The sequence below is a fragment of the Pseudokineococcus sp. 5B2Z-1 genome, assembly GCF_037482305.1.
Lineage (GTDB): Bacteria > Actinomycetota > Actinomycetes > Actinomycetales > Quadrisphaeraceae > Pseudokineococcus.
In genome coordinates this window covers 649,070-675,236 of the sequence record NZ_JBBHZG010000002.1, presented here as the reverse complement: position 1 = coordinate 675,236, position 26,167 = coordinate 649,070, and the positions used below count along the sequence as shown (strand labels likewise).

At 77.2% G+C, this 26,167-nt stretch carries 16 protein-coding genes, 1 tRNA gene and 1 pseudogene; 7 read left to right on the top strand and 11 right to left on the bottom strand.

Features of this window, described 5'->3' with window-relative positions; genetic code table 11:
• Both WDV85_RS07210 and WDV85_RS07205 read right to left on the bottom strand, forming a co-directional pair.
• Window positions 1-401, bottom strand: a pseudogene (locus WDV85_RS07210) (hypothetical protein); the annotation flags it as partial.
• On the bottom strand, window positions 398-1,177 hold the full coding sequence (locus WDV85_RS07205; protein ID WP_339569987.1) for an SOS response-associated peptidase: 780 nt from the start codon (window positions 1,175-1,177) through the stop codon (window positions 398-400). The pseudogene WDV85_RS07210 and the gene WDV85_RS07205, both read right to left, overlap by 4 nt.
• 173 nt (window positions 1,178-1,350) lie before the next feature.
• Between WDV85_RS07205 and WDV85_RS07200 the strand changes: the two genes are divergently transcribed.
• On the top strand, window positions 1,351-2,028 hold the full coding sequence (locus WDV85_RS07200) for a flagellar brake protein (protein ID WP_339569986.1): 678 nt from the start codon (window positions 1,351-1,353) through the stop codon (window positions 2,026-2,028).
• Between the two features lie 72 nt (window positions 2,029-2,100).
• Here WDV85_RS07200 and WDV85_RS07195 read toward each other — a convergent pair.
• From WDV85_RS07195 to tmk, 7 genes are all read right to left on the bottom strand, one after another.
• A tRNA-Thr gene (locus WDV85_RS07195) sits at window positions 2,101-2,174 on the bottom strand.
• A gap of 113 nt (window positions 2,175-2,287) precedes the next feature.
• On the bottom strand, window positions 2,288-2,788 hold the full coding sequence (locus WDV85_RS07190) for a glutathione peroxidase (RefSeq protein WP_339569985.1): 501 nt from the start codon (window positions 2,786-2,788) through the stop codon (window positions 2,288-2,290).
• A 44-nt stretch (window positions 2,789-2,832) separates the two neighbouring features.
• Window positions 2,833-5,286 (bottom strand): putative bifunctional diguanylate cyclase/phosphodiesterase, encoded by a 2,454-nt coding sequence (locus WDV85_RS07185; protein WP_339569984.1) that lies wholly within the window; start codon window positions 5,284-5,286, stop codon window positions 2,833-2,835.
• Between the two features lie 183 nt (window positions 5,287-5,469).
• Window positions 5,470-5,784, bottom strand: a complete 315-nt coding sequence (locus tag WDV85_RS07180; protein ID WP_339569983.1) for a hypothetical protein — start codon at window positions 5,782-5,784, stop codon at window positions 5,470-5,472.
• 163 nt (window positions 5,785-5,947) lie between these two features.
• Window positions 5,948-7,543 (bottom strand): alpha/beta hydrolase, encoded by a 1,596-nt coding sequence (locus WDV85_RS07175; protein ID WP_339569982.1) that lies wholly within the window; start codon window positions 7,541-7,543, stop codon window positions 5,948-5,950.
• Complete coding sequence (locus WDV85_RS07170) at window positions 7,540-8,694, bottom strand: DNA polymerase III subunit delta' (RefSeq protein WP_339569981.1); 1,155 nt, start codon at window positions 8,692-8,694, stop codon at window positions 7,540-7,542. Before WDV85_RS07170 ends, WDV85_RS07175 begins: the two co-directional genes overlap by 4 nt.
• Window positions 8,691-12,041, bottom strand: coding sequence for a dTMP kinase (gene tmk, locus WDV85_RS07165; protein WP_339569980.1), 3,351 nt, complete (start codon window positions 12,039-12,041; stop codon window positions 8,691-8,693). The genes WDV85_RS07170 and tmk overlap by 4 nt, the downstream gene beginning before the upstream one ends.
• Window positions 12,042-12,231: 190 nt before the next feature.
• On the opposite strand from tmk, the gene WDV85_RS07160 reads away from it, so the two are divergent.
• The 3 genes from WDV85_RS07160 to WDV85_RS07150 all read left to right on the top strand — a co-directional run bounded on the left by WDV85_RS07160 (window position 12,232) and on the right by WDV85_RS07150 (window position 18,504).
• Window positions 12,232-13,434: an acyl-CoA dehydrogenase family protein gene (locus WDV85_RS07160; RefSeq protein WP_339569979.1), complete on the top strand. Its 1,203-nt coding sequence runs from the start codon at window positions 12,232-12,234 to the stop codon at window positions 13,432-13,434.
• A 94-nt stretch (window positions 13,435-13,528) separates the two neighbouring features.
• The gene (locus WDV85_RS07155) at window positions 13,529-16,138 is read left to right on the top strand and encodes a DEAD/DEAH box helicase (protein WP_339569978.1); all 2,610 of its coding nucleotides are present in this window, start codon (window positions 13,529-13,531) and stop codon (window positions 16,136-16,138) included.
• A 95-nt stretch (window positions 16,139-16,233) separates the two neighbouring features.
• Window positions 16,234-18,504, top strand: coding sequence for an EAL domain-containing protein (locus tag WDV85_RS07150; RefSeq protein WP_339569977.1), 2,271 nt, complete (start codon window positions 16,234-16,236; stop codon window positions 18,502-18,504).
• A 48-nt stretch (window positions 18,505-18,552) separates the two neighbouring features.
• Here WDV85_RS07150 and WDV85_RS07145 read toward each other — a convergent pair whose 3' ends face one another.
• Window positions 18,553-19,548, bottom strand: a complete 996-nt coding sequence (locus WDV85_RS07145; protein ID WP_445263211.1) for a Gfo/Idh/MocA family protein — start codon at window positions 19,546-19,548, stop codon at window positions 18,553-18,555.
• A 372-nt stretch (window positions 19,549-19,920) separates the two neighbouring features.
• Here WDV85_RS07145 and WDV85_RS07140 point away from each other — a divergent pair, with 372 nt between their 5' ends.
• From WDV85_RS07140 to WDV85_RS07130, 3 genes are all read left to right on the top strand, one after another.
• Window positions 19,921-20,994 (top strand): quaternary amine ABC transporter ATP-binding protein, encoded by a 1,074-nt coding sequence (locus WDV85_RS07140; protein ID WP_339569975.1) that lies wholly within the window; start codon window positions 19,921-19,923, stop codon window positions 20,992-20,994.
• Complete coding sequence (locus WDV85_RS07135) at window positions 20,987-21,973, top strand: ABC transporter permease (protein ID WP_339569974.1); 987 nt, start codon at window positions 20,987-20,989, stop codon at window positions 21,971-21,973. The genes WDV85_RS07140 and WDV85_RS07135 overlap by 8 nt, the downstream gene beginning before the upstream one ends.
• A 118-nt stretch (window positions 21,974-22,091) precedes the next feature.
• A complete protein-coding gene (locus WDV85_RS07130; RefSeq protein WP_339569973.1) occupies window positions 22,092-23,015 on the top strand; it encodes a glycine betaine ABC transporter substrate-binding protein in 924 nt (307 codons plus the stop codon).
• Between the two features lie 122 nt (window positions 23,016-23,137).
• On the opposite strand, the gene topA is transcribed toward WDV85_RS07130, so the two are convergent.
• Window positions 23,138-25,999: a type I DNA topoisomerase gene (gene topA / locus WDV85_RS07125; RefSeq protein WP_339569972.1), complete on the bottom strand. Its 2,862-nt coding sequence runs from the start codon at window positions 25,997-25,999 to the stop codon at window positions 23,138-23,140.
• Window positions 26,000-26,167: the final 168 nt, after the last annotated feature.

Below are 26,167 nucleotides of genomic sequence, written 5' to 3'. Positions count from 1 at the left end.
CGGGACCGGGCGGCCCGCGCCTGGCCGCCCACCCGCACGAGCGCCAGGACGGCGGCGAGCCCCGCGAAGCCGGGGCCGGCCCACGCCGTCCCCAGCAGGGCCGAGACGAGCACGAGCGCGGCCACCGCGACGAGCGCCGTCGTGACGACCACGGGCAGGGGCCGGACGCCCGCGGGCGACTCCAGCTGCGCCGCGAGCAGCCGGCCGCCGACCGCACCGGTGGCCGAGCCCACGGCGGCCGAGAGCAGGACGGCGGCGGCGACGAGGAGCAGGGCGCCGGACCCGCCGCCGCCGAGCAGCAGCAGGGCGAGGCCGCTGACGAGGCCGGCCACGAGGCCGAGCACCGCGCCCGAGCGGGCGCCGAGGACGACGAGCCGCGCCCGCTCGGCGGCGGCGCTCACGCCGTGCCCCCCGTCCCCGCGACGGGGTCCTGCTCGCCGTCGTCCCGGGCCCGGGGCTCGACGAGGTGCGGGCCGTCCTGGCGGACGTCGCCGACCTCGGGGCCGACGACGTGGGGCACCAGGTGCGGCTCCGGCAGCGAGGCGACGAGCGCCCGCACCTCCTCGAGCTCCGTCGTGGTGGTGCTGAGCCACTCGGCCCGGGCGCCGGGCGGCACGACGAGCGGCGTGCGGTCGTGGATCTCCCCCAGCGCGTCGTGCGCGGCGGTCGTGACGACCGCGAGGGACCACACCCAGCGGGCCGGGTCGTCGTCGCCGCGCGACCGGTCGCGCCAGAGCTCGTAGACCCCGGCGAAGGTGAGGAGGGCGCCGTCCCCGTCGCGCAGGAACCAGGGCGTCTTCCGCCGCTGCCCGGGCACGGCCTGCCACTCGTAGTAGCCGTCCGCCGGCACGAGGCACCGGCGCCGCGCGGCGGCCACCCGGAACGCCGAGCGCTCCGTCAGCGTCTCCGCGCGGGCGTTGATCATCCGGGCGCCCGTGGAGAGGTCCTTCGACCACGACGGCACGAGGCCCCACCGGGCGGTGCGCAGCTGGCGGGAGTGCGCGACCGCCGCACCGACCCCGTCGTCGTCCCGCTGCGGGCGCTCGAGCACGACGCGCACGTCGTCGGTGGGAGCGACGTTCCACGACGGCGGGAGCTCCTCCCCCACCACCTCGTCGACGTCCAGCAGGTCGACGACCTCGGCGTCGCGCACCGAGCTCGCGTAGCGGCCGCACATGGCGACCAGTGTGCCGGTCCTCGAAAGGAGGCGGGCGCGCCGACCGGACGCGGCCCCCTGCGCCGCTGCCGCCCCCCACGACGCCCGGTCGCGGCGGCGGAGCGGCTCAGGTCGGGCCCCGCACGGTCGATGAGGGACCTGGAGCCCGCGCGGCGCGGGCGCGAGGAGGTCCCGTGGCCGGCACGTCGAGCACCGCGCACGCTCTCCTGCCCGCCGACGAGGCACCGCCCACCGGGTCGCTCGTCGACGTCGCGCCCCACCGCGCGCACGTCCCCCTCACCGCCCGCGTCGTCGCTGTCGGGCCCGACCGGCTCGTCCTCGAGCGCCCCGCCGACCTGCTCGGCACCGCCTCGCGCCTCGTCGAGGACGAGGCCGTCGACCTCGTCTGGAGCGAGGCCGGGTCCGTCGTCGGGGTGCCGGTGCTCGTGCGGGACCTCTCGGAGGGCGGCTGGACCGCCGTCGTGACCGGGGCGCCGCAGCGCGTCCAGCGCCGCGAGGCCGTGCGGGCCCCCGTGGACCTGCGCGGGCGCGTCGCCCGCGCGGCCGACGCGCCGGGCGCGGGGCGGGTGCTCGAGGTCGTCGTCGAGGACCTCAGCGAGAGCGGCGCGCGCTGCCTCGTCGACCCCGTGGAGCTGCGGCTCGAGCAGGACGAGCTCGTGCACCTCGACCTGCCGCTCGAGGGCCTGCCCGGGCCCCTCGCGGCCCGGGTGGTGCACCGCCGGTACCGCCACGGGACGCGGGCCACCCTCGTGGGCCTGCGCTTCGAGGCGACGAGCGCCGCGGACGCCGACGCGGTGCGCCGCCACGTCTTCGCGCGCCTGCGCGAGCTGCGTCGTCGCGGCGCGCTCTGAGCCGGGCCCCGGGTGGGTCGGGCCCCGGGACGAGCGAGGCCCCCGCGCGCCGGACGCCGGGGGCCTCTGCCGAGCCGCCTGTGGGAGTCGAACCCACGACCTACGCATTACGAGTGCGTCGCTCTAGCCGACTGAGCTAAGGCGGCGTGCGCGCCGGAGCGCGACGGGGCCAGACCTTACCGGTCCCGGCCCGTGCTCTCGACCCGACCGGCCGCACGAGCGCCCTCGGGCGTCCGTGCAGCCGCGCGGGCCGGCGCCGTCAGCCGGCGGCGCCGGCTGGCAGGTGCGCCTCGAGCGCCTGCACCACCCGCGGGTCCTCCGGCTCGACGCCGGGGCGGAAGCGGGCGACCGGCTCGCCGCCCGGGGCGAGGAGGAACTTCTCGAAGTTCCACTGCACGTCGCCCGCCTCGCCGTCGGCGTCGGGCGTCGGGACGAGCGCGTCGTACAGGGGGTGGCGGTCGTCGCCGTTGACGTCGACCTTCTCGGTGAGGGGGAAGCTGACGCCGTAGGTCGCCGAGCAGAACTCGGCGATCTCCTCCGCCGTCCCCGGCTCCTGGCCGCGGAACTGGTTGCACGGCACCCCGAGGACGACGAGGCCCCGGTCGGCGTAGCGGCGGGCGATCCGCTCGAGGCCCTCGTACTGGGGCGTCAGGCCGCAGCGAGAGGCCACGTTGACGACGAGGACGGCGCGCCCCGTCAGCGCCGCGGGGTCCAGCGGGGTGCCGTCGAGGGCGGCGGGCAGGGCGTCGAGGGCGCTCACGAGCGCACCTTAGGTCCGCCCTCCCGGCCCCGCCGGGCGCGGGCTCACCCGCGCAGCGGCTCCGGGGTCCGCCCCGCCACCCACCCGGGCACCTGGTCGCCCGGCATCGGGCGGGCGACCACGAAGCCCTGGACGAGCTCGCAGCCCAGCGCCTGGACCCGCTGGCGGGCGACGTCGCTCTCGACGCCCTCGGCGACCACGCGCATGCCGAGGTCGTGGGCGAGCAGGACGATCGAGCGGACGACGGTGGAGTCCGTCGCCTCGAGCTCGAGGCGCTTGACGAAGGACTGGTCGATCTTCACCTCGTTGACGGGCAGCCGCTCGAGGTAGGCGAGGGAGGAGTGCCCGGTCCCGAAGTCGTCGACGCTGACCCCGACGCCGAGGCGGTGCAGGGCCGCGAGGACCTCCAGGCTGCGCTCCGGGTCGCTCATGACGCCGCTCTCGGTGATCTCCAGCACGAGGGCCGCCGGCGGCGTCCCGGTCGCCGCGAGCAGGGCGCCCACGGAGCCCGGCAGCGACAGGTCGGAGATGTCGCGCGCCGTGACGTTGACGGAGATGTCGAGCTCGTGCCCCGCCCGCGCCCACTCCGAGCGCAGCCGCAGCGACTCGGCGAGCACCGCCAGCGTGAGGCGCCCGAGGAGGCCGGTGCGCTCGGCGATGGCGACGACCTCGGTCGGCGGGACCCAGCCGTAGGACGGGTGCCACCACCGCAGGAGGGCCTCGACGCCCGTGACGACGCCCGTGCGCGCGTCGGTCTGGGGCTGGCACCACACCTCGAAGCCCCGGTGCTCGATGGCCGTCGGCAGCTCGCCGGCGAGGGCGAGGCGCCGGTGCACCGCGTCGGTGTCCTCGGGGACGTAGGGCGACACCCCGGCGCCGGAGGCCTTGGCCGCGTACATCGCGACGTCGGCGTGGACGAGCAGCTCGTCGCTGTCGCGGGCGTCGGGCGGGATGGGGGCGACGCCGATGCTCGCCGTCGTCGTCAGCGTGATGTCCTGCATGGGCACGGGGGCCGTGACCGACGCCAGGATGTCGCGGGCGCGCAGCACGGCGGCGTCCGGGCCCACGCCCGGCAGCAGGACGGCGAACTCGTCGCCGCCGAGGCGCGCCACGGTGCCGGCGCCCGCCCCGCCGGTCGGGTCGTCCGCCACGAGGGCGCTCAGCCGCCGGCCCGTCACCTGCAGCAGCTCGTCGCCCGCTCGGTGGCCCAGCGTGTCGTTGACGTCCTTGAAGTCGTCGAGGTCCATGAGCAGCACGGCGCCGCCGACGCCGGCGCCCAGCGTCCGGGCCACGGCCTCGTTGAAGGCGCGGCGGTTCGGCAGACCGGTCAGGGCGTCGTGCAGCGCGTCGTGCTCGCGCTCGGCGGCCACGCGCCGCAGCCGGTCGACGAGGCGGGCCTTCTCCAGCGTCACCGCGGCGTGGGCGCCGAGCGTCTCGAAGAGCTGGAGGTCCCGGGCGTCGAAGGTCTCCTTCTCGAAGGAGCGCTCGGCGACGAGGAAGACGCCGCGGAAGCCCGGGGACTCCAGCGGCACGGCGAGGCCGTCGCGCGGGGTGTCGGCCGTGCGGCCCTGCCTCTCGCTCGCGAGGAGGACAGGCGAGCCCTCCGCCGCCGGCGCCCACCACGCCGACCGCAGGTCCGCCGGGGAGAGAGCCTCGCTCATCAGGCCGTCACGAGGACACAAGGAGTGGCGCGTCCCCGCGCCCACCGGGCCGCCGAGGACGACGACCTCGGCCCTCTCGGCTCGGAGCAGGTCGCTGGCCTCGGCCAGGACGGCCTCCACCGCCTCGTCGACGTCTGCCGCTCGACCGGTCGACCCGACGAAGCGGTACAGGGTCTGCAGCTGGGCGTACCCGGTGCCGAGCTTGACGTAGGCCCGGTAGGCGACGAGGAGGAGGCCGACCACCACGGCCAGGAGCGGGAGGGCCGCGGGGCGGACGTCGATGAGGATGATGATGACGAGCGCCGCACAGGTGTCGATGAGGGCGGCCGGCAGTCCCGTGACGACGATCTCGCGCAGCAGTGACGTCTCGAGCCGACCCTCGGCGAGCGAGATGGCCGCGGCGACGGCAGCGGCGGAGATGAGATCGGTGAGCAGCACGGCGACCAGCGCCGCCAGCCAGCCGCGGAGGTCGGTCGCCGCCGCCCCGCCGAGGACGAGGTGGTAGGCGAGCAGGCCGATGCTCGCCTCGAAGGCGAACAGCGCGACGTTGAAGGCCAGCTTGAGCCCCCTCTGCCGGGACCAGATCACGAGCGTGACCAGCGAGCCGGCGAGGTAGGCGGTGACGTACTGCTCAGGCGGGAGGAAGGCGAGGCCGAGCACGGCCGGGATCTCCCGCAGCGAGAACGTGTGCGAGTTGCGGTTGGCGGGCAGGTAGACGACGAGGCCCTCGCAGAGGGCGAAGACGGCCACGACCGCCAGCCAGGCGAACGACGGGGCGGCGGCAGCCGGGTCGGCGAGGAGCGACGGGAGCGTCAGCGCGGCAGCCGCGAGCGCCATGAGCACGGCGAGCGTCGCGATCCACGAGCTCGAGCGCGTCCTGGCTCGCCCGCGCGCGCGCCGGCTCGGCGGCGCTACCGACGACCCGACCATCGCCACCCCTCCGACCAAGGACCTCGCGCGGCGTACGACACCCCCACCCGCCCCCGGACGCGAGGTCCTGGCGACGGGGGGTGGCTGCCGTCAGATGTCCGAAGCATCCCATCGGAAGGCGTCCCACCGGAACGCGTCACCACGAGCCCCGCCCTTGGCGTCCCACCGGAACGCGTCACCACGAGCCCCGCCCTTGGCGTCCCACCGGAACGCGTCACCACGAGCGCCACCCTTGGCGTCCCACCGGAACGCGTCGGCCTTCACGGTGGCCGGGGTGGGCGACGCGGCGCTCGCGGCGCTCGCGGCGCCCGTCGCGCCGAGGAGGGAGCCGCCCAGGACAGCGGCGCCGATGAGGGCGCTGAGGGCGCGGCGGGCGGTGCGGCGAGTGCTCTTCGTCGTGGTCATGGAACCAGGCTCGGGGTTCTGGCGGACCATCTTGACTCCCGGGGTCTGCGGCCACCCGGTCGGGCGACGCTCTTCTGATGATCATTCAACCCGGGCGCACCGCATGCCGAAAGCCCTCTCCCGGGGCATGTTCCACAAGGGCTCCCGGGGCTTCGCCCGGGCGTCATCCGGCGCAGGTGGCGCCCTCCCCGGGCAGGACGCCGTCGAGCAGGTAGCCGTCCACGGCGCCGTCGACGCACTCCGAGGAGCGCAGGTAGGCGGTGTGCCCCTCGCCGTCGTACGTCAGCAGCCGCCCTGCGTCCAGCTGGTCGGCGAGCGACTCGGCCCACGCGTACGGGGTCGCCGGGTCGCCCGTCGTGCCCACCACGAGGACGGGCGCGGCCCCCGGTGCGTCCACCGGCGAGGGCGTCCGCACCGGCGGCACCGGCCACACGTCGCACGTGACGTCCTCCCCGACGAGCAGGCCGGACAGCGTGGGCGCGGCCTCCTCCAGCTGCTCGCGCAGGCGGTCCTGGCTCTGCTGGTCCGCCAGCGGCGCCGGGTAGTCCAGGCAGGTGACGGCGGTGAAGGCCTCGAGGAGGTTGCTGCTGTAGGACCCGTCGGGCAGGCGCCCGGAGTAGGCGTCCGCGAGGGCCAGCAGCCCCGAGCCGTCCCCGTCGAGGGCCAGCCGCAGGGCGCCCGCGAGGGTGGGCCAGTAGCCCTCGTCGTAGAGCGCGGCCACCACGCCCGTGGCCGCCAGGGGCTGCGTGAGCGGCCGCTGCGGGTCGCCCGTGGGCAGCGGCTCGTCACCCGCGCGCGCCAGCAGGTCGGCCACCTCGTCGAGGGCGGCCTGCACGCCCTCCTCCCCGTCCTGCCCGCCGCCCAGGGGGCAGTCGTCGACGTCGCCGCCGACGCAGGCGGTGGCGAAGGCCCGCAGCGACTGCTCGAGGCCGCGGGCCTGCCCGAGCGCCACGTCGTCGGCCGTGCTCGCCGGGTCGAGGGCCCCGTCGAGCACGAGGCGCCCGACGCGCTCGGGGAAGGCGCGCGCGTACTCGGCCCCGATGAGCGTGCCGTAGGACTTGCCGAGGTAGGTGAGCCGCTCGTCGCCGAGGACGGCGCGCAGGACGTCGAGGTCGCGGGCGACCGACGGCGTGCCGATCTCCCCGAGCAGGGGGCCGGCGTCGGCCTCGCAGCCGGCGGCGAAGGTGCGGGCGCGCTCGAGCGCCGCCTCCTCGTCGGCGGGCGTGGCCGTCGAGACGTCCTGCGCCAGGTAGGCGTCGAGCTGGGCGTCGTCGAGGCAGTCGACCGGGTCGGAGCGCCCGACGCCGCGCGGGTCGAAGCCGACGACGTCGTACCGCTCGCGCACGGCCTCGCTGGCCACGGCCGCGGCGTCGGCGCCCACCCAGTCGACGCCGGAGGCCCCGGGCCCTCCCGGGTTCACGAGCAGCGACCCGATCCGCTCGCCGGGGTCCCCGGCCGGCACGCGGCTGACGGCCAGCTCGAGGGCCTCCCCCGCCGGCTCGTCCCAGTCGACGGGCACCTCGACGGTCGTGCACTCCCGCACCTCGCCGCAGGGCACCCACGCGGGCTGCTGCTCGTAGTAGCGGGCGAGGGCCGGGTCGGCGGCCGGCTCGCCCGCCGTGGCGGTGACGGGGCCCGGTGCGGGCAGCGTCGTGGCCGGCCCGCCCTCCGGCTGCGGGGTCGCGCTGCAGGCGGCCAGGACGCCCGCGAGCAGGAGCGGTGCCGCGGCGGCCCGGCCGGCGCGCGCGGCTCCCCTCACGCGGCGCCCACCGGCTCCGGCAGCAGCGCGACGCACATCGCCTCGACCGCCAGCAGCGGGTTGACGTTCGCCTGGATGCGCTCGCGCGCCGTGCCGATGGCGTCCATGCGCCCCAGCGTCGCAGCCGGGCCTCCTCGGCCCGCGAGCGCCCGCAGGTCCTCGACCATCGAGGCGTTGACGAGGTCGACGTCGGCGCCGAGCTGCAGCACCAGCACGTCGCGGTAGACCGACAGGAGGTCGAGCAGGGCGCGGTCGAGGACGTCGCGCCGCAGCCGCGTGGCCCGCTTCTTCTGGTCCTCCTCGAGGGCGCGCACCTGCGAGCGCAGCGCGGGCGGCACGGCGCGCCCGGGCTCGACGCCGAGGGTCCGCAGCAGGTCGGCGCGCTCGCGCGCGTCGCGCTCCGCGGTCGACGAGGACGCCTCCTCGGAGGCGACGTCGACGAGCTCGCCGGCGCGGACGACGGCGTCGGTGGGCCCGGAGAGGTCCAGCGGGGTCCGGACCACCTCCCGACGGCGGGTGCGCGCCCCCTCGTCCCGCGCGAGGCGACGCGCGAGGCCGACGTGGCTCTGGGCCGCCCGGGCCGCGAAGGCCGCCATCGCGGGGTCGACGCCGTCGCGGCGCACCAGCAGGTCGGCCACCGCGGCCACGGGCGGCACCCGCAGCCGCACGGGTCGGGCCCGCGAGCGGATCGTCGGCAGCACGTCCTCCGGGCTCGGGGCGCACAGCAGCCAGACGGTCCGCTCGGGCGGCTCCTCGACGGCCTTGAGCAGGACGTTGGTCGTCCGCTCGAGCATCCGGTCGGCGTCCTCGACGAGGACGATCCGCCACCGGCCCGTCGACGGCCTCCGCTGGGCCGCCTGGACGAGCTCGCGGACGGCGTCGATGCGCAGGGTCAGCAGCTCCGTGGCGACGACCCGCAGGTCGGCGTGCGTGCCCTGCACGGCCGTCCGGCACGCGTGGCAGGTGCCGCACCCCGTGCCCGTGTCGCACAGGAGCGCGGCTGCGAAGGCCCGCGCGGCGGTCGAGCGGCCCGAGCCCGGAGGGCCGGTGAAGAGCCAGGCGTGCGCCAGGGAGCCGCTGCCGAGGGCCGCGGCGCGCTGCAGCACGGCGACGGCCCCCTCCTGGCCGACGAGGTCGTCCCACACCGTCATCGGCGGTGCCCGCGCTCGTCCTCGGGACCGTCCTCGGGCTCCTCCCACGAGAAGAGCTCGTCGGCCAGCGGCCCGTCGCCCCGGACCGCCTCCTCGTCCCTCCGCGCCCGCACCGGGTCCTCGGACTCGGCGCGGCGCCGGGAGGCGGCCGCCCGCCGGCGGGCCCGCTGCAGGGCCTGGCGTCGGCGGTCGGCGGCCTCCAGCTCGTGCAGCGCCGGGCGGTCCGCACCCACGGCCGGCAGCTCGGCCGTCCGCGGCGCCGGCTCGGCCGCGGCCCGGCCGGGCTGCTCGTCGAAGAGGTCCTCGAGCCGGACCGTCTCGGCGCGGCGGCGCGAGGAGGCGCGGCGGGCCTCCTCGGCCGCCTCCTCCTCCGCCTCGCGACGAGCCGCCCGCTCGTCCTCCTCCCGGCGCACCCGCTCCTCCTCGGCGGCGCGCGCGCGCTCGTCGGCCTCGCGCTGCGCCTGCTGCCGCTCCCGCCCGGCGCGGGCCTCCTCCTGCCGGCGGCGCGCCCGCTGCTCGGCGGCCGCGGTGAGCGCCGCGTCCCGGGCCTCGCGCTGGGCGCCCGCCACGTCGCCCGCCGAGCGCCGGACGGCGTCGGGCAGCTGCCGCAGCCGCTCCTCGGGCAGGACGGCGGACAGCGCGGGTGCCGCCTCCGCCGACCGGGCGGGCGCGGGGGCCGGCGTCACGACGGGCCGGCGCGCGTCGCCGAGGGCTCGCGCCGCGCCGACGGCCGCCTCCGCGGAGCGCACGGACGTCGCCACCCGGCGGGAGACCGCCACCTCCTCGGCGCGCCGCCGCTCCCGCTCCGCCTCCTCGCGCTCCAGCGCCGCCTCACGCTCCCGCAGCTCGGCCGCCTCACGCTCCCGCGCCTCGGCCTCCTCGCGCTCCCGCGCCTCCGCCTCCTCGCGATCCCGCGTCTCCGCCTCCTCGCGCTCCCGCGTCTCCGCCTCCTCGCGCTCCGGGGCCGGCGTCGCCTCGACGCGTCGGGAGTCGGCCACCTGCTGCTCCCGGGCCGCCGCACCTCCCCGGGGGGCGTCATCACCGTCGGGCTCCGGCGGGGGGACGACCCGGAGCGGCGCCGTGACCGGACCACCGGTCGGGTCCGGGTCCTCGGCGACGACGGCCGGCTGCGGTCGCGCCGCGGTGGTCGAGCCCGGGACGGCGGGCGACGGCACGGCGTCGTCCACGCGGCGGTCGTCAGGGGCGTCGTCGTCGCGGGGCTGGTCGTCGCGGGGCTGGTCGTCGAGGGGGTGGTCGTCGGCGTCGTCGCGCGCGGCGTCCTCGTCGGGGCGTCCCGGCAGGAGCGGCTCGAGGCGCGCCAGCACCCGCGCGGCCACCTCCGCGGGCGCCGCGCCGGCGTCGAGCACCAGGTAGCGGTCGCCGCCGCGGCGCGCCAGGTCGAGGAAGACCTGGCGGACGCGCTCGTGGAAGGGCGCCGGCTCCGCGTCGAGGCGGTCGTCGGCCCCCCGCGCCCCGCGCCGCGACGCCGCGGTGGCGGCGTCCGCGTCCAGCACGACGACGAGGTCGGGCAGGAGCCCCTCGGTGGCCCAGCCGGACAGCCAGGCGACCTCGTCGGCGGGCAGCGCGCGCCCTGCCCCCTGGTAGGCGAGCGAGGAGTCGACGTACCGGTCGGTGACGACCACCGCGCCGCGCGCGAGCGCCGGTCGCAGCACCTCGTGGACGTGCGCGGCGCGGTCGGCCGCGTACAGCAGGGCCTCGGCCCGCGGCGGCACGGCCGGCTGGTCGGCACCGCGGTCGAGGAGGAGGCCGCGGACCCGCGCCCCGAGGGGCGTGGCGCCCGGCTCGCGGGTGACGACGACGTCGTGCCCCCGGCGCTCGAGCTCACGGCCCAGGAGGACCGCCTGCGTCGTCTTGCCCGCTCCGTCCCCGCCCTCGAGGGCGACGAGGACGCCGGGGAGCCCGTGCCCGCCCGCGTCCCGCTGGTGCGCCCGCGGGACGCCGGCTGTTCCCCTCGACGGGGCCGCGGCCCCGGAGGTGGCGCGCGCCAGGAGGACGGGCAGCAGCGGCCCCGAGGCGCGGTCGGCCAGGGGCCGGACGACGACGAGCGAGGCGACGAGGCCCGCGAGGCCGACGAGCAGCAGCACGACCCCGGCCCCGCCGACGTCGAGGCGCCCCGCCGAGCCGAGGGGGAAGGTCGTGCCGCCCAGCAGGCCGGCGAGCAGCGCGCCGAGCACCACGACGACGCCGAGCACCAGCGGCTCGGCGCCCCGCGCGGCGACGGCCCGTCCGCCGTCCTCGAGGTGTCCCGAGGCCACGAGCGCCGCCCCGGCCGCCCCGCCCGCGAGCGCGAGGAGCGCGGCCGTCAGCACGAGGTCGGTGAGGGGGCCCGCGACGAGGACGAGGACCGACGCGGCGCCCGCCGCGAGGGTCAGCACCGAGCCCGGTGCGTCGCCGGCGGTCGCCCAGCGCGCCGCGAGGGCGGAACCGGCGAGGAGCCCCGCGCCGAGGGCGAGGAGCAGGAGAGCCGCCCCCGAGGCGCCGGCGCCGAGACCGGGGGCGTGCAGCGGCGCCAGCGCCGCCGCCACGGCGACGGGCACGAGGGCCGCCGAGCGCGCGGCCCCCCGCGGCGTCGCGACGACGAGGCGCAGGGCGCGCAGGCGCTCGGCCCGCGAGCGCGCCCCCTGGTCGCCGTCGGCGGGCCCGGCCCCCTCGGCGGCGCCGGTGGCAGACCGGCGCCGCGGCGCGAGCGCCGCCCCGGCCCCGGCCACGACGAGCAGCGCGGGCGCGGGGGCCCCGAGCACGCCCGTCACGGCCTCGAGGGCGCGCCCGACCGCGCCGAGGACGAGCGCCACCGCGACCGGCGGCAGGGCCGCGACGACGCGGCGCAGCCCGGACCCGGCGACGGGGGCGCTCGCGCGCGGGGCCGGGCGCACGACCTCGGCGAGGAGCACGAGCCCGGCGGCCCACCACAGCGCGCCCGTCCCCGCCCAGGTCAGGGCCACCACGAGCCCGAGGGCCGCCAGGGCGCGGACGACATGGCCCACCACTGGGGCGGCGCCCAGCCGCCGCCCCAGCGCGGCGACGGGAGCCGGCGCCAGGGCGCGGGGGGCGAGGCGCAGGGCGAGCACGAGCGCGAGCCCCACCCCGGCGAGCGGGGCGCCGGCGGGCAGGCCCGCCGCCACGGCGGCGGAGGCGGCCGACAGCACCCACAGGACGTCGACGGCGCCCGCGAGGTCACCCGCGGGCAGGACCGCCTCCGGCCGGTGCAGGGGCAGGCGGCCGGCGGGGACCCCCGGGGCCGCGGGCGACGCGCCGCGTCCCCGGCGGGGCGCCGCGGGGCGCCCGGTGCCGCGCGACGTCGGGCGAGGAGGGCGCGCTGAGCTCACGTCCGGAGGGTATCGACGGGGGCCGACGGCGCCCCGCGCCCCGCCGGGACCGGGGCGGCCCGCGCGGCCGCCGCCGCACCGCACCCGCCGGAGCAGCCGACCCCCGACCGGCTGGTCGTGCCGGGGCGCCTGGCGGGCGGCCGCGGCCGTGCCGCACGATGCGCACGTCCGCTCGACGAGGAGAGGCCCCATGAGCACGCGAGACCCGCGTCCCCCCCTGACCCCCGACCTGCTGGCCGCCGACTTCCTCGGCTACCAGCAGCTCCTGACCGACGACGAGCGCGCGCTCGTCGTGCGGGCCCGGGAGTTCTACGACGCCGAGGTCGCCCCCGGGGCGAACCAGCGGTGGCTGGACGAGGAGGTGCCCCGCCACCTCGCCCCGCGCTTCGCCGAGGAGGGCCTGCTCGGGCTGGGGGTGGACGGCGACGAGCCGGCCCGCCGGACCCTGCTCACCGGGTGGCTGCGGATGGAGCTGGCGCGCGTCGACCCCTCCACGGCCACCTTCGTCGGCGTCCACGACGGCCTCGTCATGGGCACGCTCGCCGTCTGCGGCTCCGAGGAGCAGAAGGCGCACTGGCTGCCGCGGATGCGGCGGGCCGAGGCCATCGGCGCCTTCGCGCTCACCGAGCCGGACCACGGCTCCGACGTCGCCGGCGGGCTGGCCACGAGCGCCCGCCGCGACGGCGACGCGTGGGTGCTCGACGGCGCCAAGCGCTGGATCGGCAACGCGTGCTTCGCCGACGTCGTCGTCGTGTGGGCGCGCGACGTGGCCGACGGCCAGGTCAAGGGCTTCCTCGTGGAGAAGGGCACGCCCGGCTTCACGGCCACGCCCATCCGGGGCAAGACGGCGCTGCGGGCGGTCGAGAACGCCGACATCACCCTCGAGGGCTGCCGCGTCCCGGCCGCGAACCACCTGGCGGGCGCCAACAGCTTCAAGGACACCAACGAGGTGCTGCGCCGCACCCGCGGCGGCGTCGCGTGGGAGGCCGTCGGCGTCTCGGTCGGGGCCTACGAGCACGCCCTCGCCTACACCCGCGAGCGCCAGCAGTTCGGGCGGCCGCTGGCCTCCTTCCAGCTCGTGCAGGACCACCTCGTGCGGATGCTCTCGGACATCACCGCCTCGCTCGGGATGGTCGTGCGCGTCTGCCAGCTGGAGGAGGCCGGCGAGCGCCGCGACGAGCACGCCGCCATGGCCAAGGCGTACTGCACCTCCCGGATGCGCGACGTCGTCGCCCGCGCGCGCGAGGTCATGGGCGGCAACGGCGTCCTCGCGGGCCACCACGTGGCGCGCTTCGTCGCGGACGCCGAGGCGCTCTACTCCTACGAGGGCACCCGCGAGGTCAACACCCTCGTCGTCGGGCGCGCGGTCACCGGGCACGGCGCCTTCGTCTGAGCACGCCCCCAGCAGCCCCTCCGCCGGGGTCGCGGTGCCCCACCGGGCGCCGCGGCCCCGACGCGGGCGCCCGAGCGGTGGGACCCTGGGCGCGATGACCACCGACGCCGCGGCCCAGGCCGAGACCACCACGCCGCCCGAGCCCTCGACGCGCCCGGCGCCGTCGCTCGTCACCGCGCTCGAGCCCCTGCGCGCCGCGGCCGCGGCGGCGGAGGGCGGGGCCGACCCCGACGAGCTGCTCGCGGCCTTCTCCTCCTGGGCCGCCGAGCAGGGCCTGTCCCTCTACCCGCACCAGGAGGAGGCCCTCCTCGAGCTGGTGACGGGCGCCAACGTCGTCCTGGCGACGCCCACCGGCTCGGGCAAGTCGCTCGTGGCGACGGGCGCCCAGGCCTTCGCGCTCGCCGAGGGGCGCCGCTCCTTCTACACCGCGCCGATCAAGGCCCTGGTCAGCGAGAAGTTCTTCGCGCTGTGCGCCGTCTTCGGCGCCGACCGCGTCGGCATGCTCACCGGCGACGCCAGCGTCAACGCCGGGGCGCCGATCATCTGCTGCACGGCGGAGGTCCTCGCCAACCTGGCGCTGCGCGAGGGCCCCGAGGCTGACATCGGCGTCGTCGTCATGGACGAGTTCCACTACTACGGCGACCCCGACCGCGGGTGGGCGTGGCAGGTGCCGCTGCTCGAGCTGCCCCGCGCCCAGTTCCTCCTCATGTCGGCCACGCTCGGGGACACGACGTCGATCCGCGAGGACCTCACCCGCCGCACCGGCCGGGAGACGGCGCTCGTCGCGTCCGCCGAGCGGCCCGTCCCGCTGCACCACTACTACGCGACGACGCCGGTCCACGAGACGATCGACGAGCTGCTCGAGACCCGGCAGTCGCCCGTCTACGTCGTCCACTTCACCCAGGCCGCGGCGCTGGAGCGGGCGCAGGCCCTGACGAGCGCGCAGGTCGCCACGCGGGCCGAGCGCGACGAGATCGCCGCCTTCCTCGGCGGGTTCCGCTTCACGACCGGCTTCGGCCAGACGCTCTCGCGGCTCGTGCGCCACGGGATCGGCGTCCACCACGCCGGGATGCTGCCCAAGTACCGGCGGCTCGTGGAGCAGCTGGCGCAGGCGGGGCTGCTCAAGGTCATCTGCGGCACCGACACCCTCGGCGTCGGCATCAACGTGCCCATCCGCACGGTGCTGCTGTCCGCGCTGAGCAAGTACGACGGCACGCGCACCCGCCTGCTCACCGCGCGCGAGTTCCACCAGGTCGCCGGCCGCGCCGGCCGCGCGGGGTACGACACCGCCGGCACCGTCGTCGTCCAGGCCCCCGAGCACGAGGTGGAGAACCTCAAGGCGCTGGCCAAGGCGGGCGACGACCCGAAGAAGCGCCGCAAGGTCGTGCGCAAGCAGCCGCCCGAGGGCTTCGTCGCCTGGACGCGGGCGACGTTCGACAAGCTCGTCGCCGCCGACCCCGAGCCGCTGCGCCCGCACTTCGCCGTCTCCACGTCGATGGTCCTCAACGTCCTGGCGCGCCCCGGCGACCCGGCGGCGGCGATGCGGCACCTGCTCCTCGACAACCACGAGCCGCGGGCGCGCCAGCGCCGCCACGTGCGCGAGGTCGTCGGCATCACGAAGGCGCTGATCGCCGCGGGCGTCGTCGAGCGGCTCGACGAGCCCGAGCCCGACGGGCGCCGCTACCGCCTGACGGTGGACCTCCCCCGCGGCTTCGCGCTCGACCACCCGCTGTCGACCTTCGCCCTGGCCGCCGTCGAGCTGCTCGACCCGGAGTCGCCGACGTACGCCCTCGACGTCCTGTCCGTCGTCGAGGCGACGCTCGACGACCCCCGCGCCGTCCTCGCCGCCCAGCAGTTCAAGGCCCGCGGCGAGGCCGTCGCCCAGATGAAGGCCGAGGGGATCGAGTACGAGGAGCGGATGGAGCTCCTCGACGACGTCACGTGGCCCAAGCCGCTCGAGGAGCTGCTCGAGGCCGCCTTCGAGGCCTACGCGCAGGGCCACCCGTGGGCCTCGCGCGCCGTGCTGTCCCCCAAGTCGGTGGTGCGCGACCTCTACGAGCGCGGCATGACCTTCCGCGAGCTCGTGTCCTTCTACGGCCTCGTGCGCGCCGAGGGCGCGGTGCTGCGGTACCTCACCGACGCCTACCGCTCGCTGCGCTCGGGCGTGCCCGCCGAGGCGCGCACCGAGGAGGTCGTGGACCTCGTCGAGTGGCTCGGCGAGCTCGTGCGGCAGGTCGACTCGAGCCTGCTCGACGAGTGGGAGCACCTCACCGATCCCGACCGCGTCGACGCCGCCGTCGCGGAGGTGCGCGCCCCGACGGCGCCCACCCGGCCCGTCACGGGCAACGAGCGGGCCTTTACGCGGATGGTCCGCAACGCGCTGTTCCGCCGGGTCGAGCTCGCGGCGCTGCGGCGCACCTGGGACCTCGGCGAGCTGGACGCCGGCACCGGCTGGGACGCCGCCGCGTGGGCCGGGCAGCTCGAGGCCTACTACGCCGAGCACGACGAGATCGGCACGGGCGCGGACGCCCGCGGCCCGCGGATGCTGCTGTGGCGCAAGGAGCCCGAGGTCTGGCACGTGCGGCAGGTCTTCGCCGACCCCGACGGCGACGGCGACTGGGGCTTCGACGCCGAGGTCGACCTGCCCGCCAGCGACGAGGAGGGCGCCGCCGTCGTCCGGGTGGTGGGCGTCGGCCGGCTCTGAGGCCCCGGCCGGGTCGCCCTCGCGGAGGATCTCCCCCGGCGGTGACACCGCGCTACCGTCTGCTACGGACGGTCGTCTCGAGCGAGGGGTGAGCGGTGCAGCAGGGGGCTGGCGAGGACGGCGCGGTGCGCCCGGGGGAGGCGCCGGGCGCCGCGGACGACGGGGCAGGGCGACCGCTGCCGCGCCCGCCGTCGGGCACCGTCGGCCTGCGCGACTTCGGCGCCGCCGCGCGGACTGCGCTGCTGGACCTCCAGCGCCGGTTCGGCATGGAGTCGTGGCTCCTCGCGCGCCGCCGCGGCGAGGAGTACGTCGTCATCGCCACCGCGGAGGACGACGACCCCTTCGGCGCCCGCGTCGGCCTGGTGCGCCGCTGGGACGAGACGTTCTGCGCGCGCATGCTGGACGGGAGCGCGCCCATGGTCGCTCCCGTCGTCGACGACGTCCCCGCCTACGCCCGGATGCGGGCCGTCACGGGGCTGGACCCGGACTCCTACCTCACCGTGCCCGTCGAGGGGCCCGACGGCGAGCTCCTCGGCGCCCTCTGCGCCGCCGGGCGCGAGCCGAGGGGCACCGAGCTGGCGGACGCCCTCCCGGCCGTGCGCCTGCAGGCCGGCCTGCTCGGGCTGCTGCTCGCCTACGAGGTGCGCCTGGAGCGCGAGGTCCGCCGCGCCGAGCGGGCCGAGGCCGCCGCGGCGACCGACGCCCTCACCGGCGCCGCGAGCCGCCGGGCGTGGGACGCCGCCCTCGCGGCGGAGGACGCGCGCGGGCGGCGGCACGGGACGTCCGCCGGCGTCCTCGTCGTCGACCTCGACGCGCTGAAGGCCGTCAACGACGGCGAGGGCCACGACGCGGGTGACGCCCTGCTGCGCCGGGCGGCGGAGGTGGCCCGCGAGATGGTGGGACCGGGCGACCTGCTCGCGCGACTCGGCGGCGACGAGTTCGGGGTCCTCCTCGTCGAGACGGCCCGCGACGACGTCGAGCGGCGCGCGCGGGCGCTGCGGGAGGCCCTGGCCGAGCACGGCGTGGAGGCGTCGGTCGGCGCGGGCGCGCGCGAGGGGGCCGGGGACCTGCACGCCGCCTGGCGCTCCGCCGACGCGCGGATGTTCGCCGAGAAGGCCCTCCGGCGGTCGGCGGCGCCGGTGCGGTCGCCGTCGCTGCCGCGGCCCCGCCCGCCGGCCGTCGCAGCCCCCGTCGCACCGCTGTCCGGCGTCGACGCGCTGCTCGACCTCGTGCGGGCGCAGCTCGGCATGGAGGCGGCCTTCGTCAGCCGCCTCGAGGGCGAGCGGGTCGTCTACCGCCACGTGAGCTCGGACGACCCCGCGATCCTGCGGGCCGGCGACTCGGAGCCCTTCGACGGCACCTACTGCCGCCGCGTCGCGGCGCGGGAGGTCGACGAGGTCGTGCCCGACACCGCCGTCCACCCGGTGGCCGCGCGCATCCTCGCCGGGCGCGACGACAGCGTCCGCGCGTACGTCGGCGTCCCCCTGCACCGCGGCGACGGGAGCTTCTACGGGAGCCTCTGCACGCTCTCGCGGACCCCCCGGCGCGAGCTCCGCGCCCGTGACGCCGAGGTGCTCCGCAGCCTCGGCCCCGTCCTCGTCGGGCTGCTGCAGGAGGAGGAGAGGGTCGCGGACTCCCGCGCCCGGGTCGTCGCCGACCTCGACGCGCTCGAGGCCTTGGGGGGGCCGGGGACCGCCCTGCAGGGCGTCGTGCACCTGGCCAGCGGCCGGGTCGTCGGGGCCGAGGCGCTGGCCCGCTTCCCGGCCCCCGGCTCGGCACCCGGGCCGTGGTTCTCGCGCGCCGAGCGGGCCGGCGAGGCCGAGCGGCTCGACCTGCTGTGCCTGCGGTCCGCGCTGGGGCACGCCGAGCGGGTGAGCGGGCACCTGTCGGTCAACGCCTCGCCGCGGACCGTCGTGTCACCGGCCTTCGGGCACCTCCTCGAGGACGTGCGGGGCACGGGCCGCCTCGACGGCCTCGCCGTGGAGATCACCGAGCACGAGCCCGTCGACGACTACGGGGCGCTCGCCGCCGCCCTGGCACCGCTGCGCGAGCGCGGGCTCGCGGTCGCCGTCGACGACGCGGGCGCCGGCTTCGCGAGCATGCGCCACGTCGTCCAGCTCGCCCCGGACGTCGTCAAGATCGACATGAGCATCGTGCGCGACGTGCACCGCTCCTGCGGGGGCTCGGCCATGGCGGCCGCCCTCGTCGGCTTCGCGCGGCGCACCGGCGCCTACACGGTCGCCGAGGGCGTCGAGACGACCGACGAGCTCGACCACCTCGTCGGCCTCGGCGTCGACATGGCGCAGGGCCACCTCCTGGCCCGCCCCGCCCCCGCGCCCACGTGGGAGCCGGTCGCCACGCTCTGACGCCGGCTGCCGACGCCGCCAGCCGCCGGGGCCGGTCGGAGGGGGCGGTCAGAGGGGCCGGTCGTCGTCCATCCGGACGCCGAGCTGCTGCAGCGCCGCCTCGAGCACGCCCATGACCTCGAGCGTCGTGGACAGCGGCCACAGCGGGCTCTCCGTGCGGCCCTCGGCGAGGCAGTCCTGCACGTGCTCGAGCATGTGGGCGTAGCCGCGCCCGGTCCGCGGCAGCGCGGTGCGGACAGGCTCCTCGTCGGGGCGGTGCACGACGAAGGCGTCGGGGGCGTGGACGGCGCCCTCGGTCTCCACGCGCCCGCCCGTGCCCGTGATGGTGCCGCTGCGCGCCGGCCTGGCGAGGATGGTGGACAGCGTCGTGGCCGTGCGCCCGTCCGCGTGCGCCAGGAGCAGCGAGGACTCGGCGTCCACGCCCGTGCTCGTGAGGCTCCCGCGCGCGAGCACCTCGCTGGGCGCCGCGCCCATGACCATCCGCACGACCGACACGGGGTAGACGCCCATGTCGAGCAGCGCCCCGCCGCCGAGCACCGGGTCGAAGAAGCGCCCCGCCGGGTCCTCCGGCACGGGGAAGCCGAGGTCGGCGTGGACGTGGCGCACCTCGCCGACGACGCCGTCCGCCAGCGCGTCGAGGAGGGCGACGACGGTCGGCTGGAACCGGGTCCACATCGCCTCCATGGCGAAGAGCCCCCGGTCACGGGCCAGGTCGACGAGCTCGTGGGCGCCCGCGAGCGTCGTCGTGAAGGCCTTCTCGACGAGGACGTGCTTGCCCGCCTCGAGGGCGGCCCGAGCCACCGCGCGGTGCTGGCCGTGCGGCGTCGCGACGTAGACGACGTCGACGTCCGGGTCGGCGAGCAGGTCGGCGTAGGAGCCGTAGGAGCGCGCGAAGCCGTGCCGCTCGGCGAAGGCCGCGGCCCGCCCGGCGTCGCGCGAGGCGACGGCGAGGGCCTCCGCCCCCGGCACGAGCGGGAGGTCACCGGCGACGGTCGTCGCGATGCCCCCGGTGGCGAGGAAGCCCCAGCGCGTCATGGGCGGCACCCTACGAGGCGTCCGACGCACCACCCCGGCTCCGGGGACCGGCACGTCACGATCCCATCACCCTTCGTCATCGGGAGGGCTGCGCGGTCGACCTCCGGCCGCCCGCGTGGTTACGTAGCGCTCAAGCACGCAGCGGATCCCCGGGCCCGGGGCCGGCGCACGCCGTCCCCCGCAGGCGCCCGCGGACCGCCGCCAGGTCCCGTCGCGGGACCGTCGACGCGCCGTCCGGCTCCAGCCCGTGGACGGCGACCTCTCAGCCCCGCCCGCGGTCGTCCGCGCGCGCTCCGGGGCGGTCAGCGTCCGCGACCCGCGCCGGAGCCGTCCCACCCGACGACCAGCGGCCCGCACGACCGGGGCCGGCGAGAGGACGACGTGGCAGCAGTCTCGGCGAGAGGCCTGTACAAGGTCTTCGGCCCACGGCCCGAGGAGGCCGTGCGGCGCCTGCAGCAGGGCGAGCCCGTGGCCGACGTGCGCGCGGACGGGGCGACCCCCGCCGTCGTCGACGTCGACCTGGAGGTGCAGCCGGGCGAGATCTCCGTCGTCATGGGCCTGTCCGGCTCCGGCAAGTCGACGCTCATCCGGATGCTCAACGGGCTCCTCGAGCCGACCGCGGGCTCCGTGCACGTCGGCGACGTCGAGCTCACCGGCCTCGACGAGGACGGCCTGCGCCGGCTCCGCCAGGAGCGGCTCAGCATGGTGTTCCAGCACTTCGCGCTGCTGCCCCACCGCACCGTGCTCGACAACGCGGCCTACGCCCTGGAGATCCGGGGCGTGGAGCGCGCCGAGCGCCGCCGCCGCGGGGCCGAGGCCCTCGAGATGGTCGGTCTCGGCGACCGCGCGGGGAACCGCCCGTCGGAGCTCTCCGGCGGCATGCAGCAGCGCGTCGGCCTGGCCCGCGCGCTGGCGTCGGGCACCGACGTCATGCTCATGGACGAGGCCTTCAGCGCCCTCGACCCGCTCATCCGCCGCGAGATGCAGGACCAGCTCGTCGAGCTGCAGCGCTCGCTGGGGCGCACGGTCGTCTTCATCACCCACGACCTCAACGAGGCCATGCGCATCGGCGACCGGGTCGCCGTCATGCGCGAGGGCCGGGTCGTGCAGTCCGGCACGCCGACGGAGATCCTCCGGGCCCCGGCCGACGACTACATCGCCAGCTTCCTCGCCGACGTCGACCGCTCCCGGGTGTTCACCGCCGAGGACGTCATGGCGCCCCCTCGGCCGGTCGACGGCGAGCTGCACCGCATGCCGCGCGCCGGCCTGCGCAGCCCGCTCGCCGACCTCCTGCAGCCGGCCGCGACCGGCGGCGGCTCCGTCGCCGTGACGGACGACGCCGGCGAGGTCGTCGGCGTCGTCACGGCCGCGTCGATGCTCAGCGCGCTCGGGACCGGCTCGGACGAGCCCTCCACCGGCGCCCCCACCACCCCCGAGGAGGCTCTCCGTGGCTGACACCGCCGACCTCGTGCCCCTCCCCCGCGTGCCCCTGGGCGACGGCGTCGAGGCCGTCGCCGACTGGGTGGCCTCCGCCCTCGGCCCGGCCCTCGACGCCTTCTCGGCGGGCGTGACCGCCGTCGTCGAGGCCGTCACGTGGCTCCTGCTCCTGCCGCCGCCGCTCGTCGGCGTGGTGCTGCTGGGCCTGCTGGGCGGCGTGGTCCGCTCCGTGCGGTTCGGCGTCGTCTCGGCCCTGGCCCTCCTGCTCGTGGTGAGCATGGAGCTCTGGGAGCCGATGGTGAACCTGCTGGCGCTCATCCTCGTGGCCGCGGCCGTGGCGACGGTGATCGCCGTCCCCGTGGGCATCCTCGCGGCGCGCAGCGACCGCACGAGCGCCGTGCTCAAGCCGGTGCTCGACTTCATGCAGACGATGCCGGCCTTCGTCTACCTCGTGCCGGCCGTCGTCTTCTTCGGCATCGGCGTCGTCCCCGGCTTCGTGACGACCATCGTCTTCGCGCTGCCACCGGGCGTGCGCCTCACCGAGCTCGGCATCCGCCAGGTCGACCGCGAGGTCGTCGAGGCCGGCACCGCCTTCGGCGGCTCGCCCCGGCAGATCCTCCGCGGGATCCAGCTGCCGCTCGCCCTGCCGACGATCATGGCCGGCGTCAACCAGGTGATCATGCTGGCGCTGTCCATGGCGGTCATCGCGGGCATCATCGGCGCCCCCGGCTCGGGCGCGGTCGTCGTCCAGAGCATCTCCCGGCTCAACGTCGGCCTGGGCTTCGAGGCCGGCCTGTCCGTGGTGATCCTCGCCATCTACCTCGACCGGCTCACCGCGTCCCTCGGCGCCGGCGGGCTGCGCGACCGCCTGTCGCGCACGCGGTCGCTGCTGGGCCGCGGCAGCTCGAGCACCGACGCCCCGTCCGGCGACGGCGCCCACGCCGGTGCCGGGGCTCACCGTTCCGACTCCCAGCGCGGTCTCTCCCAGGTCTCCTGACCGGCCCACCGCGCCTCGCAGACCTCCCGCCGCGCACCCGCGGAGGGACGCACGACCGACCGACCGACCGAGGGCGCCCCACGAGGTGGGTGTGCCCGCACGACGAGAGGACACCACCGTGCAGAAGCACACCACCCGCGCCGCCCGCCTGGCCGCCGGAGCGGCCGTCGCCGCCCTCGCCCTGACCTCCTGCGGCTCCGAGGACACGACCGCCGGCGGTTCCACCGACGGCGGGAGCAACGACGCCGCCGGCGGCACCGTCACCCTGGGCTTCCTGCCCTCGTGGACCGACGGCCTGAGCACCGCCTACCTCTGGCAGCACGTGCTCGAGGAGGAGGGCTACGACGTCGAGTTCCAGGAGATCAGCGAGGCCGGACCGCTTTACGCCGGCCTCGCCGGCGGCGACTTCGACGTCTACCCCTCGGCGTGGCCCGAGGTCACGCACGCCTCCTACATGGACGAGTTCGGCGACGACATCGAGGACGTCGGCACGTACTACGAGGGCGCCGTCCTGACGATGGCGGTGCCCGAGTACACCGACATCGACTCCATCGCCGACCTGCAGGGCCAGGCCGACCGCTTCGACGGCCGCATCGTCGGCATCGAGCCCGGCGCCGGCCTCACGGGCGTGGTGCAGGACTCCGCCATCCCGGCGTACGAGCTGGGCGACGAGTACACGCTCCAGACGTCCTCGACGACGGCGATGCTCGCCGAGCTGCAGGCGGCCACCGACGCGCAGGAGGACATCGTCGTCACGCTGTGGCGCCCCTTCTGGGCCAACTCGGAGTTCCCCGTCAAGGACCTCGAGGACCCGGAGGGCGCCATGGGCGAGCCCGAGGGCCTGCACGAGCTCGCGCGCGCCGGCTTCTCCGACGACATGCCGGAGGTCGCCGAGATGATGTCGAACCTGTCCCTGAGCGACGCCCAGTACGGCGAGCTGGAGGACATGGTCGTCAACGAGTACGGCGAGGGCCAGTACGAGGAGGCCGTCGACGCGTTCTTCGAGGCCAACCCCGACGTCCTGGAGCAGATCCGGGGCTGAGCCGACGGGTCCGCCCGCGCCCTCCGGGCCGCGGGCGGGCCGGGCCGCACGTGACGGAGGGCCGCACCCCGCGGGGTGCGGCCCTCCGTCCGCGTCCGGCACCCGCGGGGGCGCCGCAGGGCTCAGCCCTTCGCGGGCGCCTTCTTCGCCGCGGGCTTCTTCGCGGCGGGCTTCTTGGCGGGGGCCTTGCGCGCCGGCTTCTTGGCCGGCCCGCGGTCGCGCTTCTCCTGCAGCAGCTCGGCGGCGCGCTCGGGGGTGATCGACTCGACCGCGTCGTCCTTGCGGAGCGTCGCGTTGGTCTCCCCGTCGGTCACGTAGGGGCCGAAGCGACCGTCCTTGACGACGACCGGCTTGCCGGAGACGGGGTCGTCGCCGAGCTCGCGCAGCGGCGGGGTGGCCGTGCGCCCCCGCCCGCGCTTGGGCTGGGCGTAGAGCGCGAGCGCCTGCTCGAGCGTGACGTCGAAGAGCTGGTCCTCGGTCTCGAGCGAGCGCGAGTCGGTGCCCTTCTTGAGGTAGGGCCCGTAGCGGCCGTTCTGGGCGGTGATCTCCTGACCGTCCGCCGGGTCCTCCCCCACGACGCGCGGGAGGGAGAGCAGCCTGAGCGCGTCGTCGAGGGTCACCGTCTCGACCTGCATCGTCTTGAAGAGCGACGCCGTCGGCGGCTTCACCTTGGCCGGGGCCTTCTTCCGGCCCTTGGCGGGCGCCTCCTGCTCCGGCGGGTCCTCGACGACCTCGGTGACGTACGGGCCGAAGCGGCCGGCCCGGGCGACGACCGTCCGCCCGGTCGCCGGGTTCGTCCCGAGCTCGCGATCGCCCTCGGACTGCGTCGCGAGCAGCTCGCGGGCCTTCTCGACGGTGAGCTCGTCGGGGGCGACGTCGTCGGGCACGGACGCCCGCTGGGGCTCGCCGTCCTCGCCCGTCGCCTCGAGGTAGGGGCCGTAGCGCCCCACCCGCAGCGTGATGCCCTCGCCGATCGGCACGGAGTTGATGTCGCGGGCGTCGATGTCGCCGAGGTCGTCCACGAGCGGCTTGAGCCCCGCCGGCACGGCCTCGCCGGCGGCGCCCGCCGGGCTGGGTCCGCGGGGGCCGCTGCGCGCGCCGGCCGCGTCGGGCCCGTCGTCGTCGCCCGCGCCGCCGCCGAGGCCCTCGGGGCCGTAGTAGAAGCGCGAGAGCCAGCGACGGCGCTCCTCCGCGCCCGCCGCGATGCGGTCGAGCTCCTCCTCCATCGAGGCGGTGAAGCGGTAGTCGACGAGCTGGCCGAAGTGCTCCTCGAGCAGGCGCGTGACGGCGAAGGCCAGCCACGTCGGGACGAGCGCGGAGCCGCGGTGCTGGACGTACCCGCGGTCGCTGATGACCGAGATCGTCGCCGCGTACGTCGACGGGCGCCCGATGCCCTGCTGCTCGAGGGCCTTGACGAGGCTCGCCTCCGTGTAGCGCGGGGGCGGCGAGGTCTGGTGGTCGTCGGCGAGGACGTCGGACAGGAGCACGCCCTGGCCCCGGGCGAGCTCGGGGAGGCGGCGCTCGCCGTCCTCGCCGGAACCGTGCCGGTCCTCGTCGCGGCTCTCCTCGTAGGCGGCCATGAAGCCGCGGAAGGTGATGACCGTGCCCGAGGCGGCCAGCTCGACGTCGCGGCCCGCGACCTGCGCCTCGCGGGTCGCGTCGGTGACGGGCACGGTCGCGCCGAGGCGGACCGACGCCGTCGAGCCGCGCGCGTCGGCCATCTGGCTGGCGACCGTGCGCTTCCAGATGAGCTCGTAGAGGCGGAACTCGTCGCCGCGCAGCTCGCCGGACACCTGCGCGGGCGTGCGGAAGCTGTCGCCCGCCGGGCGGATGGCCTCGTGGGCCTCCTGCGCGTTCTTCGAGCGGTTGGCGTAGACGCGCGGCGCGTCGGGGACGAACTCGGGGCCGTAGAGGTCGGCCGCCTGCCGGCGGGCGGCGCCGACGGCCTCGCTGGAGAGCGCGACCGAGTCGGTGCGCATGTAGGTGATGTAGCCGTTCTCGTACAGCGACTGCGCCGTGCGCATCGTGGCCCGCGCGTTGGAGCGCAGCTTGCGCGAGGCCTCCTGCTGCAGCGTCGAGGTCGTGAAGGGCGCGGCCGGGCGGCGCGTGTACGGCTTGGTCTCGACCGACGTGACCGTGGCGCCGAGGTCCGCGCCGGCGTCCCCGAGGGCCGTCGCGAGCGCACCGGCCACGGCGCCGTCGAGCACGACGGCGTCGGATGTCAGGGCGCCGCTGTCGTCGAAGTCGCGCCCCGTGGCGACGCGGCGCCCGTCGACGCGCGCCAGGCGCGCCCGGAAGGACTGCCCGTCGGCGTCCTGCTCGGCGGCCACCTCGGCCGTGAGGTCCCAGTACTCGGCGGCGCGGAAGGCCATGCGCTCGCGCTCGCGCTCGACGACGAGGCGGGTGGCGACGGACTGCACGCGGCCGGCGGACAGGCCGGCGCGGACCTTGCGCCACAGCACCGGCGAGACCTCGTAGCCGTAGAGGCGGTCGAGGATGCGCCGGGTCTCCTGCGCGTCGACGAGGTCGGTGTCGATGTCGCGGGTGGACTCCAGCGCCCGCTGGATCGCCTCGCGGGTGATCTCGTGGAAGACCATGCGGCGCACGGGGACCGACGGCTTGAGGGTCTGCAGGAGGTGCCAGGCGATGGCCTCGCCCTCGCGGTCGCCGTCCGTCGCGAGGAAGAGCTCGTCGGCGTCCTTCAGCAGGCGCTTGAGCTCGGTGACCTTCTTCTTCTTGTCGGCGTCGACGACGTAGTACGGCTCGAAGCCGTGCTCGACGTCGACGGCGAAGCGGCCGAAGGGGCCCTTCTTCATCTCGGCGGGCAGCTCGCTCGGCTGCGGGAGGTCGCGGATGTGGCCGACGCTGGCCTCGACGTCGTACCCGTCGCCGAGGTAGCCGGCGATCTTGCGCGCCTTCGCGGGCGACTCGACGATCACGAGCCGCCGGGTCGTCGTGCTGGCCGTCCCGGTCCTGCCTGCCACGGTGCCCCTTCCTCACGGGCCTGCCCGCGCCGTGCGCGCGGTCGCCGCCCCGGGGCGACGCGTCCGCGGCCCCGCGCAGACGGTACGTGCCCGGGCCGGGTGCTCGCGCCCGCCGCCCTCGCCCGCCCCGCCCGCCGCCCGCTGCGCCGCCGCCGACCGGGAGCCGTC

Excerpts from the sequence above, each read along its gene's own strand:
- WDV85_RS07180 (WP_339569983.1), bottom strand. The coding sequence starts at position 5,784 with ATGACCACGACGAAGAGCACTCGCCGCACCGCCCGCCGCGCCCTCAGC.
- WDV85_RS07170 (WP_339569981.1), bottom strand. The coding sequence starts at position 8,694 with ATGACGGTGTGGGACGACCTCGTCGGCCAGGAGGGGGCCGTCGCCGTG.
- WDV85_RS07185 (WP_339569984.1), bottom strand. The coding sequence starts at position 5,286 with ATGGCGCTCGCGGCTGCCGCGCTGACGCTCCCGTCGCTCCTCGCCGAC.
- WDV85_RS07160 (WP_339569979.1), top strand. The coding sequence starts at position 12,232 with ATGAGCACGCGAGACCCGCGTCCCCCCCTGACCCCCGACCTGCTGGCC.
- WDV85_RS07155 (WP_339569978.1), top strand. The coding sequence starts at position 13,529 with ATGACCACCGACGCCGCGGCCCAGGCCGAGACCACCACGCCGCCCGAG.
- WDV85_RS07205 (WP_339569987.1), bottom strand. The coding sequence starts at position 1,177 with ATGTGCGGCCGCTACGCGAGCTCGGTGCGCGACGCCGAGGTCGTCGAC.